The sequence below is a fragment of the Flavobacterium sp. B114r genome (assembly GCF_056824125.1).
On record NZ_CP124858.1, the window covers coordinates 3,938,426 to 3,957,731 of the forward strand.

Genomic DNA, 19,306 nt, shown 5'->3' on the forward strand with positions numbered 1-19,306 from the left:
AATTTTCTAATTTAAATATATGAAATTTCCAAAGATTCATTCTTTACAAGAAATTGCAAATTTGCTTCAATGCGAATTTATAGGTGATCAAAACTTTCCGGTTTCTGGCATGAACGAAATACATGTCGTTGAACCTGGAGATATTGTTTTTGTCGACCACCCAAAATATTATGACAAAGCTTTACAATCAGCAGCTACTATTGTTTTAATAAATAAAAAAGTAGATTGTCCGGAAGGTAAAGCTCTTTTAATTTCTGATGATCCTTTCAGAGATTTTAATACCCTGACCAAGCATTTTAGACCTTTTCAAGCTACGACTGTTTCTATTGCTCTTTCTGCAACTATTGGAGAAGGAACAGTAATTCAGCCTAATTGTTTTGTTGGGAACAATGTTACAATTGGTAAAAACTGTTTGATACATCCTAATGTTACAATTTATGATCATACAGTAATTGGTGATAATGTAATCATTCATGCCGGAACTATTTTAGGAGCTGATGCGTTCTATTATAAAAAACGTCCTGATGGTTTCGATCAGTTACTTTCAGGAGGAAGAGTTGTGATTCAGGATAATGTGGGTATAGGTGCGCTTTGCACAATCGATAAAGGGGTTACTGGTGATACCACTATTGGCGAAGGAACAAAACTCGATAATCAGGTACACGTTGGGCATGATACTGTAATTGGTAAAAAATGTCTAATCGCGTCACAAACTGGTATTGCAGGTTGTGTTATCATCGAAGACGAAGTTACAATTTGGGGTCAAGTTGGTACTACCAGCGGCATCACAATAGGAGCTAAGGCTGTTATTATGGGACAGACCGGAGTAACTAAGTCAGTAGAAGGAGGTAAATCATATTTTGGAACTCCAATCGAAGAATCAAGAGAAAAGTTAAAACAATTGGCCAATATCAAAAAGATTCCTGAAATTTTAAATAAATTGAAGTAATATGTCTATTAAAGAATTTGTTCAGAAATTTTACAAGTCAGATGCCTTAATTGATAGCGAAATCATGAAAACCTATTTGCATCCCGATGTAAAGTTAGATTGGAATAGCACGAAAGGATTAATTGAGATGGATCATAATTCGATGCTAGATATGGCGAATGAGCTAAGTCGTGCTTATGTACGATCAAAAGTAAGAATAAGCCATATTTTAGCCGAAGACGACTTGGTTTCAGTTCGATATTCTCATTTTGTGAAAACGATTGAAAACCCAAGAGAAGAGATGTTATTGGCACATTTTGCTATAATTTGGCAAATAAAAGATGATAAATTATATCGAGGTTATCAAATGAGTCAATTTTCTTAATTTTTTTGAAGACAAAAAGGTTAAAATACGTTACAAAACCTTACTTTTGCATCACAATTTTAAAAACTACATAAAATATATATCATGAGTGTTTTAGTTAATAAAGATTCCAAAATAATTGTTCAAGGATTTACAGGAAGCGAAGGAACTTTCCACGCTTCTCAAATGATTGAGTACGGTACTAATGTTGTTGGTGGTGTTACTCCGGGTAAAGGAGGAACGAGCCATTTAGATCGTCCGGTTTTTAATACAGTAAAAGATGCTGTTGAGCAAGCTGGAGCTGATACATCTATCATTTTTGTACCACCAGCTTTTGCTGCTGATGCAATTATGGAAGCTGCTGATGCTGGAATCAAAGTAATTATTGCTATTACAGAAGGAATTCCTGTAGCAGATATGATTAAAGCAAATAATTATGTTAAAGAAAGAAATTCTAGATTAATCGGGCCAAACTGTCCGGGAGTAATCACTCCGGGTGAAGCTAAAGTTGGTATTATGCCAGGTTTCGTTTTCAAAAAAGGAACAGTTGGTATCGTTTCTAAATCGGGAACTTTAACTTATGAAGCTGCTGACCAGGTTGTAAAACAAGGTTTAGGAATTACTACAGCTATTGGTATTGGTGGAGATCCAATTATTGGAACTACAACTAAAGAAGCTGTTGAATTATTAATGAACGATCCAGAAACTGAAATTATCATCATGATTGGTGAAATTGGAGGTCAATTAGAAGCTGATGCCGCTAAATGGGTTAGAGCTGATGGTAACCGTAAACCAGTTGTTGGTTTTATCGCTGGAGAAACTGCTCCTGCTGGTAGAACAATGGGGCACGCAGGTGCTATTGTTGGTGGTTCTGATGATACAGCTGCTGCTAAAAAACAAATTATGAGAGACAACGGAATTCACGTTGTTGATTCGCCAGCTGAAATTGGTAAAAAAGTAAAAGAAATATTAGGATAATTTCTAATATTCAAAATAATAAATTCCAAAAAAAAGTCTCAATATTTTGTTGAGACTTTTTTACATTTTTAAAATGTGCGGAACAAAATTAAAAATCTCAGCAACTTAGTCCCTATATCTATCAGGATAGACTTAGAAGCTTAAAATAAGAAATATGTACAAAGAATTAGAAAAATTTAAAGTAAGCAATAGTTTTACTTTTACAACAGAAGACAGTTTAGAACAAGTTTGCAATGCTCCTGAGGCTGGCGCAGGTGTTTTTGTTGTTTATGCTGTTGGTGATGAAAAAGAGTTAATTATGGTAGGTTCTACAGGAACTGTTCAAAATGATGGAACTCTTAAAAGTAAAAATGGCGGATTGTATGATAAAATTGTAAACGGTCATCAATTTGCTAAAACCGGAAGAAAATATTCTTGGCCGGCACAAATGAAGTTAGAAGGTATCTCTACTCTTGAAGTTGTTTGGTACGAAACTTATAACGCAGATGTAAAAGGAATTCCTACTGCAGTTGAAGGTCAGGTTTTGCAAAATTTCTTAGATGAAAATGCAAAATTACCAAAATGGAATGTAGCTTTCTAAAAAGCTTTTTTTCGAATAAAAATTATCAAAAGCCTTGCTATTTATTTAGTGAGGCTTTTTTTGTTCAAAATCCTAAAATCTGTATGTTAAATTTTTTAAGGGACAAAGTATTTAATTTGTTAAAAAAAAATTTAAATTAAATGGTAATTTAATCTTACAAAAATAAACATTAACAAAAAACTAAAATATTTTTTTTATCGCTTCAATCCGCAGTAAGTCAATAAACAGTGACTGTTCCTGATGTTAGGAAACCATCTTTTTTATGTAAAAAAATTTGTTTTATATATTTGCTTTTATATATTTATCGCACAGAAATAAAGGATAATGTTAAAAAACCGTATTCTTTATGTTAAAACCAAGTGCTTATTTTTAAGAATTCTACCCAAAATTAATATGAAGGCCAAAACTTTACAATTCAAGACTTTTGATGATAATACACTTTGGAATAACTTGAAAGATGGAGATGAAAAATCATTCTCAATTTTATTTGAGAAATATTATACAGATTTAGTTCGTTACGGAAATTCACTTTCACCATTTGCAGAGAAAGTACAAGATTGTGTACAGGACGTCTTTACAGACATCTGGGTTTATCGTAACGGATTACAAAATTCGGTTGTAGTAAAAGCTTATTTATTATCAAGTGTACGTAAGCGAATTGCACGATTGCACGAACGTGATCGTATTTTTCGTAAAGCGACTAGTACAGATACAATAGCATTCCTTTTAGAGTTTTCAGTAGAAAATGACCTTGTAGATGATGATTATGCAACGAGGGAGAAAGTTGTTCATTTGAATAAATTATTAAATGATTTGCCATCGCGCCAAAAGGAGGCTTTGTATTTACGCTACCATCAAGGTTTGACAGTAGAACAAATTGCCGAAATGTTAGAAGTTAATTATCAATCAGCAAGCAACCTCTTACACCGCGGTCTGCTTACATTACGTAAGGAATGGAAGGGGAGTTTTTCGTTAATTTTTCTACTATCTTTAACTGCATGTTAAATTTGTTTTAAAAAAAATAAAAAAAAATCACAATTTAGTGAGTATATAATAAGAAAAGTGTCCTCTATGTTTTTGTAACCTTATTTTTAAATGCAAAAACGTAACAAATATACCGAAATTGAAGATTTTTTATCTGACGAATCATTCCAGTCATGGGTTTTATTTAAAACTGATGAGAATGGTTGGGAAGAATGGACTTTAGAAAGTCGCCAACGTGCTAAGTTGGTAGAAGACGCAAGATTATTATTGTTGGCTATGAAAGTGCCAGATTCAAATTTGACTGCATCTGATATCCACAATGCGTTACAAACTACATGGATTAAAATTGAAGAGAAAGAAAATCAAAACAGTTCAATTCAGGATTCGAAAATAAATTTTTTTAGAAAATATTTCCTTAGTGGTGCTGCAGCTATTTTAGTTTGTGGCCTGATATCAGTTTGGTTTTATCAAAATCAAATTGGCCCCAAAAGTAATGTAATTACGTATAAAGAACTTATAGATGAAAATAGTGAAGGATTAGTTGAGCAGACTAATAATTCAAATAAACCACAAATCATCACATTGTCTGACGGCAGTTCTGTTTTATTGCAACCAAATAGTAAATTAAGTTATCCTAAAATCTTTACCGGAAACGAAAGAAAGGTGTATTTATCCGGCGAAGGTTTCTTTGAAATTAGTAAAAATCCTAAAAAGCCTTTTTTTGTTTATGCAAACGAAATCGTTACAAAGGTAGTTGGAACTAGTTTTAGAGTTAAAGCTTATTCTGATCAGCCTGATGTAGAAGTTCTTGTGCGCACCGGTAAAGTTAGGGTAAAATCTAATGATTTATTAGCTAAATCTAATCAGAAAGAAGTGGTTTTACTACCCAACCAGGCACTCCGTTTTTTACGAAGTGATTTGAGTTTTAACAAAATTACAAACATTACCCAAGATGTCGCTTTGACTCGTAATGTTGGTAATATTGAGCAGTTGAGTTTCGAATTTACCGATATTCCTGTATCACAGATTTTTCAAACAATCGAACAAGCTTATCTGGTAGACATTGATTACCCTAAAAATAAACTAAAAGATTGTCACCTTACCACTTCACTTAGTGATCAGCCATTGACAGAAAAACTAAAAATTGTCTGTAATAGCATAGGCAATAATACCAGTTTTGAAATGAATGGAAATCAAATTATCATTACGTCTGAGGGATGTAATTAATACTACTGTATAACTGTAATTGTATAGTTGGATTTAAATAAAAAAAACAACCAAAAACTAAATTAAAACCAATAGTGAATGCCTATGTAAAAGATTATAATGCAGAAAAAAAGTGCCGAAATGCTGTAACATTACCGACACTTAAATTTATTTGAATTGCTCTCTGTAAAGAGTAATTCGTAACGTTTCTTAAAATACACTCGAATCAGTATTAATCAAAACAATCCAAAATTATGAAAAAACCAGTTGTTAAACAACGATTACTCCATCGAATCATGAAAATAACACTATTTCAGTTTGTCTTGGCGCTTGTATTTTCAAGTGTTGCCATGGCAAATAATGTAAATGGGCAAAAAAAATTAGATACAAAGGTTACTATTAATGTTGATAATTTAACATTAGACAATGCGCTATCTAAGTTGGAGAAGTCTGCCCACGTAAAATTTTCTTATAACTCAAGGTTGCCTCAGCTTGCTCAAAAGGTAAGTATAGATGCAGATCAGGAAGTGCTGTCAAGCATTCTTAACCGAATTTTAATACCTTTTAATATAACCTATACTGAAGTAAGCAATCAAATTGTTTTACAAAAAAATACCGCTGATTCTTTTACAAGTTCAGACGCCAGTAATTCACTGTTTGCAATATTAACTGCAGGTCCAATTATCAAAGGTGTGGTTACAGATGCTAATGGTAGCCCATTACCAGGAGCTACGGTTTCTGTAAAAGGTACAAAAAATGCAGTTCTTACTGATTTTGATGGTAGGTTTACTATCGAAGTACCTTCTAATAGTGATAAACTTGTAATTTCTTATGTTGGAATGGAGTCCAAAGAAATTGGAATATCGAACACTAGTCCAACTATTGTCTTAAATGATGAAGGACAAAATTTAAAAGAAGTTGTAGTAACTACAGGTTACGAAAAAACATCTAAGAGAACCTTTACTGGAGCTATCAGCAAAATTTCTGGTGCAGAATTAAAAGTTGATGGTGTAGTAGATGTAAGCAGAATGATCGAGGGTAAAGCTGCCGGTGTAACTGTGCAAAATGTAACAGGTACTTTTGGTACAGCTCCTAAAATTACAGTGCGTGGATCTTCATCTATTTTTGGGGACACAAAACCTTTATGGGTTATTGATGGAGTTGTTCAGGAAGATATCATAAATGTTTCATTTGCTGATTTGGCTTCTGGAAATTCATCAACATTATTAAGTTCATCTGTAGCGGGTTTAAATGCTAACGATATCCAAAGTATTGAAATTCTTAAAGACGCATCAGCAACATCTATCTATGGTTCAAGATCGTTAAACGGAGTTGTGGTTGTTACAACTAAACAAGGACGTAGAGATTCACCATTAAAAGTGAGTTATTCACTTGAAAACACAGTGAGAACAGTACCAAGTTATACACAATATGACATCTTGAACTCTCAGGAATCTATGAGTGTTTTTCAGGAAATGAAACAAAAAGGATATCTTGATTTAAGTTCTTCTTACACAGGAAGATTTGGAGGAGCATATAATATCCTTGCAAAAGAGATCAACCGTTATAATGAAACAAATGGTCAGTACGGTGTTAGAAATGAACAATCAAATATTAATCAGTTCTTAAAAAAATACGAACTAGCTAATACAGATTGGTTTAGTGTTTTATTTAGACCTTCGATTACTCAAAATCACTCTTTAAGCTTTTCTGGTGGTGGAAAAAATAATACATTTTATGCTTCTTTAGGTTATTATACAGATCCAGGATGGACTATTGCTGATAACGTAAAGCAGTTAACATCAAATATTAAAGGAACATTTTTTATAAATGATAGATTGAACATTACGTTATCTACGATGGGATCTATTCGTGACCAAGAAGCTCCTGGAGCTTATGATAGTAAAAAAGATGTTGTATTTGGAAAAACAGCCAGAGATTTTGATATTAATCCGTTCAACTATGTTTTAAGTACTAGCAGAACATTAAGACCTTATGATGATAATGGTAATCTGGAATATTATCAAAACAACTGGGCACCAATGAACATTGTGAATGAATTAGAAAATAACACTTTAGGAATTAAAGTAAATGATATTCGTTTTCAGGTAGATTTAGATTATAAAATCAATAAACATTTAACTTATAACCTTACCGGTTCTGCGCGTTATGCAAATACATCAAGAGAGCACAAGATTTTAGAAGGCTCGAATGTAGTAGCAGCATACAATGCAGGCGTTGGAGATAACGTAAATACACAAATACAAAAAGATAATGTATTCTTGTATCAGGATCCTACGGATTTAACTATACCAAAAGTTTCCGTATTGCCAAGTGGTGGTTTTCTAAGAAAATACACTAATGATATGACTTCTTATAACGTTAGAAATAGTGTTACTTATAGAAATATTTTTAAAGAAAAACATGAAGTAGAAGGTTTCTTTGGTACAGAATTAAGATCAGTGGATCGAAACAATGATAATTTTACAGCTGTAGGTATTCAATATGATAAAGGACTTACTTCTTTTATTGATCCTAAAATGATCGAGAAAATTGTAAATGGAGGTGATTCATATTACGAATTTGGCGCAGAAAGAGAAAGGACTGTTGGTTTCTTTGGTAAAGTTGGATATACTTATGATCGTCGTTATACAGCTTCGTTGACTGGTCGTTATGATGGATCTAACAGACAAGGAGATACAGGGTCTTCAAGATGGTTGCCTACTTACACAGTTAGTGGAAAATGGAACGTTGCTGAAGAAAAATTCATGAAAAACGTTGAGTCAATCAATACTTTAGCTTTGAGAGCTTCTTATGGACTTACAGCAACAGCTGGACCTGCAACAAATTCATTAGCAATTTATAAAAGTTTTATTACAGACCGTTTTAATCTTTCAGATAGAGAAAATGCGATAAAAATCGAAGATTTACAAAACAAAGATTTGACTTGGGAAAAACAATATGAAACTAATATTGGTTTAGATCTTGGAATGTTTAATAACAGAGTGCAGTTAACTACAGACGTTTACAGCCGTAAGGCATTTGACTTAATTGACTATGTAATTACGTCTGGTGTTGGCGGACAATCTGTCAAACAAGGTAACAATGCTGATATGGAAACTAAAGGTATTGAGTTGGGGTTTACTACTCAAAATATTGTAACTAATAACTTTAAGTGGTCAACAACATTAAACTTTTCTGTTTACAATCAAAAAATCACAAAATTAGCAAACAAACCTTCAGTTTATGATCTGGTAGATTCCAATGGAGGTAATACAGTAGGACACCCTAGAAATTCAATATATTCTTATCAGTTTACCGGATTGAATAATCAAGGATTACCTACTTTTATTTTACAGGACGGAGCAGAAAATAATATTACAAAAGCTAATTTTCAAGATACTAAAGACGTTGCAAATTACTTAAAATATGAAGGATCTATTGAACCTAATAAATCAGTTGGTTTAGCCAATACATTTTCTTATAAAAGCTGGTCGTTATATGTATTTATTGTTGGATCCGGAGGAAATAAAGTTCGTCTAAATCCTGTTTACAGTAACGAGTATAACGATTTGACAGTTTTTACAAAAGAATTTAAAAATAGGTGGATAAGTCCAGGAGATGAAAATAGTACAAACGTTCCTGTTATTGCAGATAAATTATTAAATAGAAATTATGGGGAAAGCGATTTACAAATAGCTTATAATACTTATAATTATTCTGATGTAAGAGTTGCTGATGGTGATTTTTTGCGATTAAAGAATATTTCGCTTAGTTGGGAATTTCCTAAAGATTTTAAAAGAAAGTTAGGTGTTAGTGCATTCACCTTAAAAGGTTCAGCAGTAAATCCCTGGTTGATTTATTCAGATAAAAGATTACACGGCCAGGACCCTGAGTTTCGTAATACAGGAGGAGTTGCATTTCCAATAACTTCTCAATATACATTTACTTTAAATGTTTCATTCTAATATAGTTAATTATGAAAAATATAAAAATAGCACTTTCATTAGTATTACTTGTTAGTATTAGTAGTTGTGATGAATTTCTTTCAGAAGTGCCAGATAACAGAACACAAATAAATACACCAGAAAAGATCTCAGAATTATTAGTAACCGCTTATCCTAACAGGACGTATATGGCGATTGCAGAAACAATGTCTGATAATGTATTCGATAGTGCATTACCAGGGTCAGACTTGGACAATAAACAAAGTTACAACTGGGAAATGCAGACTCAATTTGCAGAAGATACAGAGGCAGCATTTTGGAATTCTTCCTATAAGGCTATAGCAGCTGCAAATCAAGCCTTAGAAGCTATCGATCAATTGGGTAACCTAACTAGTTTGAATCCTCAAAAGGGAGAGGCATTAATAGCAAGAGCTTATTCTCATTTTATGTTGGTTCAATTATGGGCAAATAGATACAACCCTGCGACAGCTGCTACGGATTTAGGGGTTCCGTATATAACAGAGCCGGAAGGAGCTTTATTAGTAAAATACAAACGAAACACAGTTAAGGAAGTATTTGATTTTATCGAGAAAGACATTAATGAAGGATTGAAATATGTTACTAGTAATTATAAAGAACCAAAGTACCATTTTAATGTAGAGGCTACAAAAGCTTTTGCCAGTCGTTTTTATTTAGTAAAAGGAGATTGGGATAAGGTACTTGAGTTTTCAAATGGATTGGGCTCAAAACCGACTACTCTTAGAGATTATGCAGCTTTTAATGCAGTTGCTTTTGCTCAGATGCCTATTGAATATTCTAAGGTAGAGCAAGCAACAAATTTATTAGTAGCTTATCCGGAATCAATCTGGAGTAGAAGCTTTACAAATAGATTTACTCTGGCAGGAAACAAAGTAGATTTAATTTTAGGAAAAGAAACTAGTCTTTTTAATAAAGCCTGGTTAATACGTGCAGCAGGCCAATACAAAGGGGGGCAAACGGTTTTGGTACCTAAGCTTTATGAGTATTTTAAATATACAAATTTAACAGCAGGTGTTGGTGATCCTTATACCAGTACAGTTCTTTTAAGTAATGATGAGTTTTTCCTGAATAGAATTGAAGCACATGTAATGAAAAATCAAATTACAGAAGCGAATGCTGAATTAGAATACTTTTTAGCAACAAGAACTTCAGGATACAATCCAGCGACAGATAAGTTAACACAAGCAAAAGTGATAGAAAAATTTCCAGTAATAGCAGATGAGTTTACACCGTTTTATCCGCTAACTCCTGTACAGGCTTCTTATATAAAAGCTATTGCAGAAGCAAGAAGAAGAGATTTTTTGCATGAGGGTGTTAGGTGGTTTGATATCAAGCGTTTTAATCTTGTTGTAGAACACGATACTTTTGAGTTTGGGCAAGTATCAAGACATAATGTTTTAGTAAAAGATGACAAACGTAGAGCATTACAGATACCAGTTAGAGCTTCTGATAATGGAATCGAACTAAATCCTAGATAAAAATTTAATTTAATTTATTATGAAAATATTAAAAAGATATAAAACGATTTTAATGATTACAGGGACAATATTATTTATTTCTTGTGCACATGAAGATCAGCCTACAGAAAGTCAATTAGATTTTTCACAGTCTACTAAAACGGAATTAGACAAATGGATTGATACTGGTTTCTTGGATCCTTATAATATCAAAGTATATTATGAATGGAATCAAAATCTGGTAGATAATACTCGTTATTTATTTCCACCAACTATAGAAAAGGTAAAGCCAGCTCTTGAGATTGTTAAAACAATATGGATAGACAGTTACACGACTATAGGAGGTGCGAATTTTGTAAAGAAAATTGCACCAAGAGAATTTGTTTTAGTAGGAGGGGTAAACTTAAATACAACTGGTACAAGAACATTAGGTTTAGCAGAAGGAGGACAAAGAGTTACACTTTTTCAGGTAGATTATTTAAATAAAAATAGCAGACCGGATGTTACTGAGTTTATTCATACTATTCAGCACGAGTATGTGCACATTCTAAATCAAACTAAACCTTTTGATGAACAGGCCTGGTCTAAATTAACACCGTCAGGATATACTACCAGTTGGTATGTTGAAGAAATTGAAGATTCAAGAGAATTAGGTTTTATAACAAGTTATGCAAGATTAAATATTTATGAAGATTTTGCAGAAACCGCTTCTACAATATTAACAAGCTCTAAAGCAGAATATGCTGCAATTCTTGCAAGTATTACAGATCCTGCAGGTAAAGCAAGTATTCAAAAGAAAGAAGCTATTGTAGTACAATATTATAAAGATGCCTTTAATATGGATTTCTATGCTTTAAGAGATGAGGCACAAAAAAATACAGATGCAGTTCTTAAAAAGTAATTATAAATAATAATGAGCAATAATTAATAAAAATCAATATTATGAAAATAAAATATATATATAAGTATTTATTAGTTGCTTTTGCGGCAATACTACTAGGTTCTTGTACGAGTACAGAAGCTGATTCGAAATTTGATCAGAACCCTATAGATAGATTAAATGCTAGGGAAAAAGAATTAAATGATTTATTGCTTTCTTCCGCAGATGGGTGGAAAGCGGTTTATTATACAGATAGTACACAATTAGGAGGATTTACACATTTATTCAAATTTCTGCCTGACGGAAAAGTAGATATGGCATCAGATTTCGATGGAGATACCGGTGTTAAAAGAAGTCAGTATGATATTCAATTAGGAAGTACAGTAAGTTTAGTTTTCACAACAGCTAGTAGAATACATCTGTTATCAGAGTCAGATAATTATCCTACCGCGGCCCTTAGAGGTAAAGGATATTTGGGTGATTTCCAATTTTTCTATTACGGTCAGGAGAATGGAGATATTATTTTTAAAACAAACAGGAATTTTAAGGAATTAAGATTTGTAAAAGCGAAACCACAGGACTGGACAGATTTACCTAAAAACACTCCAATAATTGAAAAGATTACAGGAGGAATAACTAGCCCCTTGTTTAGATTGTTAGAAATTAATGATGGTAGTGCAGTGAAGTTATTCGATTTTGATTTCAATCCAAAAGCGCGTTTTGGTATTGCAACATCTTTAGATGCCTCTACAAATCAAATTTATAATCTGGCTCTTTCCTATACTCCAACAGGTGCTATTGTTAAACCAGCTTTAGTGGTAAAAGGACAAAAATTATCAAATTTTGTTTATGATAGTGTCAGCAATAATTTTATCGCTACAGGTACCGGAGGAGTTAGTGCTACTATTAGATTCTCAAATGCACCGCCAAGATTAACTGATGATTATAAAATATTACTCCCGGGTAAAATATTTACTAACTTTGGTTATTATGTTGGTGATTTTACGGAAAGCGCACCTACAAATTCACAATTATTTAAAAAGGAACTTGCTGGAATTAACGCTGCTTTACCAGCAGGCGTATCAGTATCATCTATACAGATTTATACAAATCATTCCCTTGGAAATTTCATCTATTATACATTTGTAGGAAGAGCAGCTATCTTCCATTACGTAGATGTTGTAGAAGATGCGACTGGTAAAAAAATTATCCTGAAACATAAATCTTGGTCAACAGGTACAGTTCCAGCATTTCTTAAGAATTTCGATAGTTATCTAACAGATCCTAGTGGAATCTATGTAAAAAAAGAAAGTTACAAATTAACTTATTCAAATACTGTTTACACCTTTACTGGTGCTTCAAGTTCATTTAGAATGAACACTTGGCAACTTAATTAATTATTTTTGATAAAAGGCAGTTCAATTGAATTGCCTTTTTTTAAGCTAAATCATAGAAAGAAAGTTAGACGCTTAATTTGTGAAAAAAATTAAAAATAGTAATTTAATAAAATATGATGAAGAAGGTTTTTATCCCAATAAATATTGTTGTTTTTTATGAGGCTTAGCGTTGGTAACTATTTCAGGAATATATCCGGAATACAACAGATATTATTTATAGCTTTTAATTTTAGTCTTGATTTTAATAATTACTATTGATCTAAAAAAAAAGAGAAAAGAGGACAAACTTAATAATACTGAAAATTTTAAATTTTCAATGTATAGCATATTAATTTCAGCAGTTATACTTGGAATTTTATTTTTCGCCATAAGCCAAAATTAAATATTCAATTTAACATGAAAAGAAAAAGCAACTCAAAAATGAGTTGCTTTTTTCTTTTCATGTAATTAGAGTTAAATCTTATAAAAAATCATTTTAATAGATGTTTTTTCGTATTTTTATATTGAAAATCAAATAGTTGTGTTTGGTTTTTTGTCTGAAACTCAACAGATAAAAGGATTGAGTATATAAACATCAAACAATTTAATCATTATGTTAAAAACAATTTTGAATTTTAAAGGAGTAGAGATTTTGAGTCGTAACGAGCAAAAAAATATTGCAGGTGGCGGAAACACCTTAACTTATGATTGTGAAAAGGGAGACGGTGCGGTAATGGGACAATATCTAACACCCTGTATAAATCAGCCAGTACCTAAGTGCTTTGAAACAGTAGATGGAGATGGCCCACTGTGTCCATAATTTTATAAGACATTTTTAATAATTAAACCGTTTCACAATCTGAAGCGGTTTTTTTTATCTACATTATTTTTAAAGAAACTTCCAAATTCATAATTTATACTATTGTTATTTTTTTAAAAAGGGAATTATCATATATTTGACAAGTCATTCATAGCTTTGATAAATGCAATATACTTTTCTGTTTTTTAGCAAGGAAAAAAATATAGTGGATATCGAGATTAAGCTACAAATAAATATTAAATTAATTTTGAATATGAAATTACTAGAAGGAAAAGTTGCCATTATTACAGGCGCTAGTCGTGGAATTGGAAGAGGAATTGCAGAAGTTTTTGCTAAACATGGTGCAAATGTGGCGTTTACATATAGCTCATCTGTAGAATCTGCTCAGGCTCTAGAAGCTGAGTTAAACGGTTTAGGAATAAAAGCAAAAGGATACCAGTCGAATGCCGCCGATTTTAATGAATCACAAACTTTTGTTGATGCTGTTTTAGCTGATTTTGGAACAGTTGATATTTTAATTAATAACGCAGGAATTACAAAAGATAATTTATTAATGCGTATGTCTGAAGCTGATTTTGATCAGGTTATTGATGTAAACCTGAAGTCAGTATTTAATATGACAAAAGCGATTCAGAAGACTTTCCTAAAACAACGCGCAGGTTCAATCATTAATATTAGTTCTGTTGTTGGGGTTTCCGGAAACGCAGGACAAACAAATTACGCCGCTTCTAAAGCAGGTGCAATTGGTTTTACAAAATCTGTAGCATTAGAGTTAGGTTCCCGTAATATTCGTTGCAATGCAATTGCTCCTGGATTTATTGAAACTGAAATGACTGCAAAATTACCGGAAGATGTAGTAAAAGGATGGAGAGACGGAATTCCGTTAAAACGTGGCGGAACTGTTGAAGATGTTGCAAATGCATGTCTTTTCCTAGCGTCAGATATGAGTGCTTATGTTACAGGGCAAGTGCTTAATGTTTGCGGAGGAATGCTTACTTAAAAAGTTAATTGTTTATGGCTTGTTGTTTATTGTTCTGCAACCATAAACTAAAAACTATAATCTACAAACTACATAAAATATGACTACAAACACGATTCTATTATTATTACTTTCTTTAGTAATAGCGGGTGGGTTATCGTATTTTCAATATTTTTTTAAAGCCAAAAACAAATCCAATGTGATTTGGTTTTTGGCTTTTTTACGTTTTTTAGCTATTTTCGGCCTGTTGGTTTTGTTGATAAACCCAATAATGACTAAAAATTCGCTGCAAATCACTAAAACACCTTTGGCTATTGCGGTAGATAATTCGAGTTCGATTGAAGTTTTAAAATCAGATAAAAAAGTTGCCGAATTATATCAAAAACTAATTTCGAATCCTGCACTTAAGGAAAAATTTGAAATTCAATCGTATCAATTTGATGCAGATTTTAAACCTTCGGACAAATTTGATTTCAAAGGAAAACAAACAAATCTTGACGAAGTTGCCAAAAATCTAAAAAGCATCAATAAAAACCTGATTTTCCCGACGGTTATAATTACTGACGGAAATCAAACTACAGGAAACGATTACGTATATCGCTTTGATCCTGCTAATAAAGTTTATCCTTTGGTTGTGGGAGATACAACCACTTTTCTTGATTTAAAAATCAATCAGCTTAACGTTAACAAATACGCATTTCATAAAAATAAATTTCCGGTTGAAGTTTTTCTGCAATATTCCGGAGATAAAAATGTAAATGCCGATTTTACCATTACACAGGGAAATAATGTTGTTGCCAAAGAAAAAGTTTCTTTTTCAGCCTCAAAAAAAACAGCTGCTTTAAATTTGTTATTGCCTGCAGATAAAGTAGGATTACAAATTTTTAAAGCCAGTATTTCTTCTGGTTCAAAAGAAAAGAATAGTTATAATAATGTCAAAAATTTTGCTGTTGAAATTATTGATCAAAAGTCGACCATCGCCATAGTTTCTTCTATAAATCATCCTGATATCGCAGCGTTAAAACGTTCTATTGAAGTTAATGCACAGCGTAAAGTGATATTGGCTAAACCTAATGATATTAATCAGTTACAAGAAGCTTCTGTTTTAGTTTTATATCAACCAAATTCAAGTTTTAAAGCAATTTTTGATAATAATAAATTAGCAGGAACCAATACCTTTATTATTACAGGAACCAGTACTGATTTTAATTTTTTGAACCAGCAACAGAACAGTCTGGTTTTTAAAATGAGCAATCAAAGAGAAGATTATTTATGTGAGTTTCAATCGCAATTTAATCTGTTTGCGATCGATAATATTGGTTTCGAAAATTTCCCACCATTGCAAAATTTATTCGGAACGATTACTACAAACGGAAATGTCTCCGTTTTGCTTTCTTCTAAAATCAGAAATGTCGCTACCAACGCGCCTTTATTAGCTTTTACCGAAAATCAGGGCAAAAGAACTTCTTTTCTTCTAGGAGAAAACAGCTGGAAATGGCGTTTGCAAAGTCATGTTGATAATCAGTCATTTGAAAAATACGATATTTTTATAGACAAGATAATTCAGTATTTGGTTTCGACAACTTCTAAAAAATCACTCGTAGTAACACACGAAAGTTTTTATAATTCAGGAGAAGCAATTGTGATCAATGCGCAGTACTTTAATAAAAATTATGAATTTGACGAAAAAGCCAGATTGACCATTGCAGTTACAAATGCAGAAACAAAACAAGCCAAAAACTACGATTTATTAAAAGGGAATAATTCGTTCTCAGTAAATTTAGACGGATTGTCTACAGGAAAATATAATTTTACAGTAAAAGAGTTAAACACGAACACGTTATATTCAAGTCATTTTGAGATTTTAGATTTTGATATTGAAAAACAATTTGTAAATCCTGATGTTTTAAAGCTAAAACAATTGGCGCTGCAAACAAACGGAAAAGCTTTTTTCGAAGATCAGGCCGATGATTTGATTCAGCAACTTCTGGAAAATAAAGAATATAAATCGATAGAAAAAAATGTTTCAACCAAGACTCCGCTAATTGATTGGGTTTGGTTATTGATTTTAATTGCTGCGGTATTGACTACGGAATGGTTTGTTAGGAAATATAATGGAATGTTGTGATGAAATATAATCGCATTCTCTCTAGCTTTTTGTGATCTTGTGGTTATGAATTAAAAGTATAAATTATGAAAGTTAAATTCTTATTTATTGTAGTAATTTTGATGGTGATTTTTTGTTTTTTTTCATTTTCAAAGACAAACAATACTAACCAAAGCAACCTTTTGGGAAATACGATTCAGCAACGTTTTCAACCACCTCCAGGATTTGTGAGAGAAGAGGAATCTAAAACTTCGTTTGGATCTTTTTTACGAAATCTTCCATTAAAGACTTCAGGTTCAAGTGTTTTGTATTTTAACGGAACTGTAAAATCAAATCGAAACGTTTATGAAGCGGTTGTTGATTTACCCATTGGAAAACAAGATTTGCATCAATGTGCTGATGCTGTGATGCGTTTGCGAGCGGATTATTTTTATAGCCAAAAACAGTACGATAAAATACATTTTAATTTTACAAATGGTTTTCGAGTTGATTTTAGTAAATGGGCTGAAGGTTACAGAATTGCAATTAAAGGCAACAAAACCAGTTGGGTTAAAACTGCAAAGCCATCTGATAGTTATCAAACCTATTGGAAATATTTAGAGACGGTTTTTATGTATGCCGGAACTGCTTCGTTAGAAAAAGAACTGAAATCAATTAATGTTACAGACGTAAAAATTGGAGATGTCTTTATAAAAGGTGGCTTTCCAGGTCACGCTGTTATTGTGGTTGATATAGCCGTGAATCCAAAAAATAACCAAAAAATTATGCTATTAGCACAAAGCTATATGCCAGCACAGGAAATCCAAATATTAAAAAATCCAAATAATAGTTCGTTGAGTCCCTGGTATACTGTCGATTTTGGAACCACTCTGAAAACGCCTGAATGGACTTTTAGTTCTTCACAATTAAAACGTTTTTAAATGAAACGATTCCTTTTTTTAGTCCTTATATTCCAAAATGTTTTTTCGCAGGAAATCCCATTGAATGTTCAAAAATTAATTAAAGCATATCCAGATCAAGTTGTTGGTTATAAAGATAATAAAATTATTTTTAGTGATAAATCTAGTTTGATTTACGATGATTTTAAAAATAAAACGAATCAGGAATTGTTGGAAAATCCAGATATTGAAGATCAATTTAAGTTTGTTTATAATAAAGTAAATAAGAATTTAATTCCAAAGGAAGATGCAGGAAGAATTCGAAATGAAGCTTTTTTTAAGAAAATTTACGGAAATTCAAAATCAGAAGTTGAATCAAAAATGACTGAAATTATTTGGTGCCCAAAATTAGTCAATCAAAAAATAAAAGTCACAACAGTGAATGGAATTGATAAAATAGTAAAAAAACTCTCGGCAGAATTAGATAATAATCCAGAATTTAAAAAATATATTAATGCTATTGGAGGTACATTTAGTTGGAGAAAAATTTCAGGAACAAACCGATTGAGTACGCATAGTTATGGAATGACTATAGATATTAATGTCAAAAATTCCAATTATTGGCAATGGGATTGTAAATGTAAAAATGAAGAAGCTATTCTTTCGTATAGAAATCAAATTCCTGTAAAGCTAATTTCAATTTTTGAAAAATATGGCTTTATTTGGGGAGGAAATTGGAAACATTACGACACAATGCATTTTGAGTATCGACCTGAACTTTTTTTATAAATTTTAGAATATTTTATTTCAAAAAAATATTGTGGAGGAAAGTGGGTTACGAATTATAAATTTATGATTATGGATTTCAGGCTAAAAGTTTTCTACACCGTTGCGCTCCGCCTTAATTTTACTAAAGCAGCTCAGGAATTATATATATCGCAGCCGGCAGTTTCTAAACATATCCAGGAACTCGAGGAAACCTATAAAATCAAGCTTTTTGAACGTAATGGTTCTAAAATTGCATTAACTCCTGCCGGAGAAATTCTACTAAAACATACCAAAAACATCTTCGAAATCTATCGCAAGATCGACTTTGATATGAGTTCTTTTATCAACGAGCGTAAAGGTTTATTAAGATTGGGAGCCAGCACTACAATTTCGCAATATATTATTTCCCCAGTTTTGGCCCGCTTTCATCAAAAGCAAAAAGACATTAAAGTCAATTTACTAAACGGAAATACAGAACAAATAGAAAATGCTTTAATCAGCAAAGAAATAGAAATAGGAATTGTCGAAGGGCAATCTAAAAATCAGTTGATTAAATATATTCCGTTTTTAAAAGACGAATTGGTTTTGGTTTGTAATATCAAAAATCCTTTTGTAAAACAAAACGAAATTTCATTAGAAGATTTAAAAGCGATGAAATTTATAACCCGGGAGCGTGGTTCCGGAACACTTGAAGTTATTGAATTTGCTTTGAAACAAGTCAATGTAAAAATAACAGATTTACAAATCGAGATGCAGTTAGGATCTACAGAAAGCATAAAATCATATTTATTAAACTCTGATTGTTTTGCTTTTATGTCAATACACGCGGTAGGCAAGGAGCTTAAAAATAATGAATTAATAGTGTTAGACGTCACTAATCTTTCTATTGAACGTTATTTTTATATTATAACTTTATTGGGTAAATCAGATTCTTTATCAGAATTATTTATACAGAATATGTCTTCTTATTATAACTTAGAGTTATAGTCGATTGCAATTTGCGATTAGTGATTAC

The 19,306-nt window shown here is 32.0% G+C and carries 16 protein-coding genes; all 16 read left to right on the forward strand.

All coding sequences use genetic code 11. The features are described 5' to 3' along the window. Window positions 1–19 precede the first annotated feature (19 nt). The 16 genes from QLQ94_RS16680 to QLQ94_RS16755 all read left to right on the forward strand — a co-directional run bounded on the left by QLQ94_RS16680 (window position 20) and on the right by QLQ94_RS16755 (window position 19,278). The gene (locus tag QLQ94_RS16680; RefSeq protein WP_271336631.1) at window positions 20–949 is read left to right on the forward strand and encodes a UDP-3-O-(3-hydroxymyristoyl)glucosamine N-acyltransferase; all 930 of its coding nucleotides are present in this window, start codon (window positions 20–22) and stop codon (window positions 947–949) included. A gap of 1 nt (window position 950) precedes the next feature. Then, a complete protein-coding gene (locus tag QLQ94_RS16685; RefSeq protein ID WP_271336632.1) occupies window positions 951–1,313 on the forward strand; it encodes a nuclear transport factor 2 family protein in 363 nt (120 codons plus the stop codon). Between the two features lie 84 nt (window positions 1,314–1,397). After that, the gene (sucD, locus tag QLQ94_RS16690) at window positions 1,398–2,270 is read left to right on the forward strand and encodes a succinate--CoA ligase subunit alpha (RefSeq protein WP_047775108.1); all 873 of its coding nucleotides are present in this window, start codon (window positions 1,398–1,400) and stop codon (window positions 2,268–2,270) included. Window positions 2,271–2,424: 154 nt separating this feature from the next. After that, window positions 2,425–2,850: a hypothetical protein gene (locus QLQ94_RS16695; protein ID WP_271336633.1), complete on the forward strand. Its 426-nt coding sequence runs from the start codon at window positions 2,425–2,427 to the stop codon at window positions 2,848–2,850. A gap of 393 nt (window positions 2,851–3,243) precedes the next feature. Then, window positions 3,244–3,855 carry an RNA polymerase sigma factor gene (locus tag QLQ94_RS16700; RefSeq protein ID WP_271337571.1) on the forward strand — a complete coding sequence of 204 codons (612 nt, stop codon included), beginning with the start codon at window positions 3,244–3,246 and terminating at the stop codon, window positions 3,853–3,855. A 90-nt stretch (window positions 3,856–3,945) separates the two neighbouring features. Continuing rightward, window positions 3,946–5,061, forward strand: coding sequence for a FecR family protein (locus tag QLQ94_RS16705; protein WP_427401343.1), 1,116 nt, complete (start codon window positions 3,946–3,948; stop codon window positions 5,059–5,061). Window positions 5,062–5,294: 233 nt separating this feature from the next. After that, window positions 5,295–9,008 carry a SusC/RagA family TonB-linked outer membrane protein gene (locus QLQ94_RS16710; protein ID WP_271337569.1) on the forward strand — a complete coding sequence of 1,238 codons (3,714 nt, stop codon included), beginning with the start codon at window positions 5,295–5,297 and terminating at the stop codon, window positions 9,006–9,008. A gap of 11 nt (window positions 9,009–9,019) precedes the next feature. Beyond that, on the forward strand, window positions 9,020–10,504 hold the full coding sequence (locus QLQ94_RS16715; protein WP_271337568.1) for a RagB/SusD family nutrient uptake outer membrane protein: 1,485 nt from the start codon (window positions 9,020–9,022) through the stop codon (window positions 10,502–10,504). 19 nt (window positions 10,505–10,523) lie between these two features. Continuing rightward, window positions 10,524–11,384: a zinc-binding metallopeptidase gene (locus QLQ94_RS16720; protein ID WP_271337567.1), complete on the forward strand. Its 861-nt coding sequence runs from the start codon at window positions 10,524–10,526 to the stop codon at window positions 11,382–11,384. Between the two features lie 41 nt (window positions 11,385–11,425). Continuing rightward, window positions 11,426–12,760 (forward strand): DUF4302 domain-containing protein, encoded by a 1,335-nt coding sequence (locus QLQ94_RS16725; RefSeq protein WP_271337566.1) that lies wholly within the window; start codon window positions 11,426–11,428, stop codon window positions 12,758–12,760. A 592-nt stretch (window positions 12,761–13,352) separates the two neighbouring features. Next, a complete protein-coding gene (locus QLQ94_RS16730) occupies window positions 13,353–13,559 on the forward strand; it encodes a hypothetical protein (RefSeq protein ID WP_271337565.1) in 207 nt (68 codons plus the stop codon). Between the two features lie 253 nt (window positions 13,560–13,812). Continuing rightward, window positions 13,813–14,559 carry a 3-oxoacyl-[acyl-carrier-protein] reductase gene (gene fabG / locus QLQ94_RS16735; RefSeq protein WP_271337564.1) on the forward strand — a complete coding sequence of 249 codons (747 nt, stop codon included), beginning with the start codon at window positions 13,813–13,815 and terminating at the stop codon, window positions 14,557–14,559. Window positions 14,560–14,638: 79 nt separating this feature from the next. Next, on the forward strand, window positions 14,639–16,666 hold the full coding sequence (locus tag QLQ94_RS16740) for a hypothetical protein (RefSeq protein WP_427401342.1): 2,028 nt from the start codon (window positions 14,639–14,641) through the stop codon (window positions 16,664–16,666). Window positions 16,667–16,731: 65 nt separating this feature from the next. Then, window positions 16,732–17,565, forward strand: a complete 834-nt coding sequence (locus tag QLQ94_RS16745) for a DUF4846 domain-containing protein (protein WP_482497882.1) — start codon at window positions 16,732–16,734, stop codon at window positions 17,563–17,565. A gap of 60 nt (window positions 17,566–17,625) precedes the next feature. Continuing rightward, window positions 17,626–18,312: a M15 family metallopeptidase gene (locus QLQ94_RS16750; protein WP_271337561.1), complete on the forward strand. Its 687-nt coding sequence runs from the start codon at window positions 17,626–17,628 to the stop codon at window positions 18,310–18,312. A gap of 69 nt (window positions 18,313–18,381) precedes the next feature. Next, window positions 18,382–19,278, forward strand: coding sequence for a LysR family transcriptional regulator (locus QLQ94_RS16755; RefSeq protein WP_271337560.1), 897 nt, complete (start codon window positions 18,382–18,384; stop codon window positions 19,276–19,278). Window positions 19,279–19,306: the final 28 nt, after the last annotated feature.

What these genes read in the sequence shown, in the direction of transcription:
- QLQ94_RS16680 (WP_271336631.1), top strand. Translation starts at nt 20, where the DNA reads ATGAAATTTCCAAAGATTCATTCTTTACAAGAAATTGCAAATTTGCTT.
- QLQ94_RS16685 (WP_271336632.1), top strand. Translation starts at nt 951, where the DNA reads ATGTCTATTAAAGAATTTGTTCAGAAATTTTACAAGTCAGATGCCTTA.
- sucD (WP_047775108.1), top strand. Translation starts at nt 1,398, where the DNA reads ATGAGTGTTTTAGTTAATAAAGATTCCAAAATAATTGTTCAAGGATTT.
- QLQ94_RS16695 (WP_271336633.1), top strand. Translation starts at nt 2,425, where the DNA reads ATGTACAAAGAATTAGAAAAATTTAAAGTAAGCAATAGTTTTACTTTT.
- QLQ94_RS16700 (WP_271337571.1), top strand. Translation starts at nt 3,244, where the DNA reads ATGAAGGCCAAAACTTTACAATTCAAGACTTTTGATGATAATACACTT.
- QLQ94_RS16705 (WP_427401343.1), top strand. Translation starts at nt 3,946, where the DNA reads ATGCAAAAACGTAACAAATATACCGAAATTGAAGATTTTTTATCTGAC.
- QLQ94_RS16710 (WP_271337569.1), top strand. Translation starts at nt 5,295, where the DNA reads ATGAAAAAACCAGTTGTTAAACAACGATTACTCCATCGAATCATGAAA.
- QLQ94_RS16715 (WP_271337568.1), top strand. Translation starts at nt 9,020, where the DNA reads ATGAAAAATATAAAAATAGCACTTTCATTAGTATTACTTGTTAGTATT.
- QLQ94_RS16720 (WP_271337567.1), top strand. Translation starts at nt 10,524, where the DNA reads ATGAAAATATTAAAAAGATATAAAACGATTTTAATGATTACAGGGACA.
- QLQ94_RS16725 (WP_271337566.1), top strand. Translation starts at nt 11,426, where the DNA reads ATGAAAATAAAATATATATATAAGTATTTATTAGTTGCTTTTGCGGCA.
- QLQ94_RS16730 (WP_271337565.1), top strand. Translation starts at nt 13,353, where the DNA reads ATGTTAAAAACAATTTTGAATTTTAAAGGAGTAGAGATTTTGAGTCGT.
- fabG (WP_271337564.1), top strand. Translation starts at nt 13,813, where the DNA reads ATGAAATTACTAGAAGGAAAAGTTGCCATTATTACAGGCGCTAGTCGT.
- QLQ94_RS16740 (WP_427401342.1), top strand. Translation starts at nt 14,639, where the DNA reads ATGACTACAAACACGATTCTATTATTATTACTTTCTTTAGTAATAGCG.
- QLQ94_RS16745 (WP_482497882.1), top strand. Translation starts at nt 16,732, where the DNA reads ATGAAAGTTAAATTCTTATTTATTGTAGTAATTTTGATGGTGATTTTT.
- QLQ94_RS16755 (WP_271337560.1), top strand. Translation starts at nt 18,382, where the DNA reads ATGGATTTCAGGCTAAAAGTTTTCTACACCGTTGCGCTCCGCCTTAAT.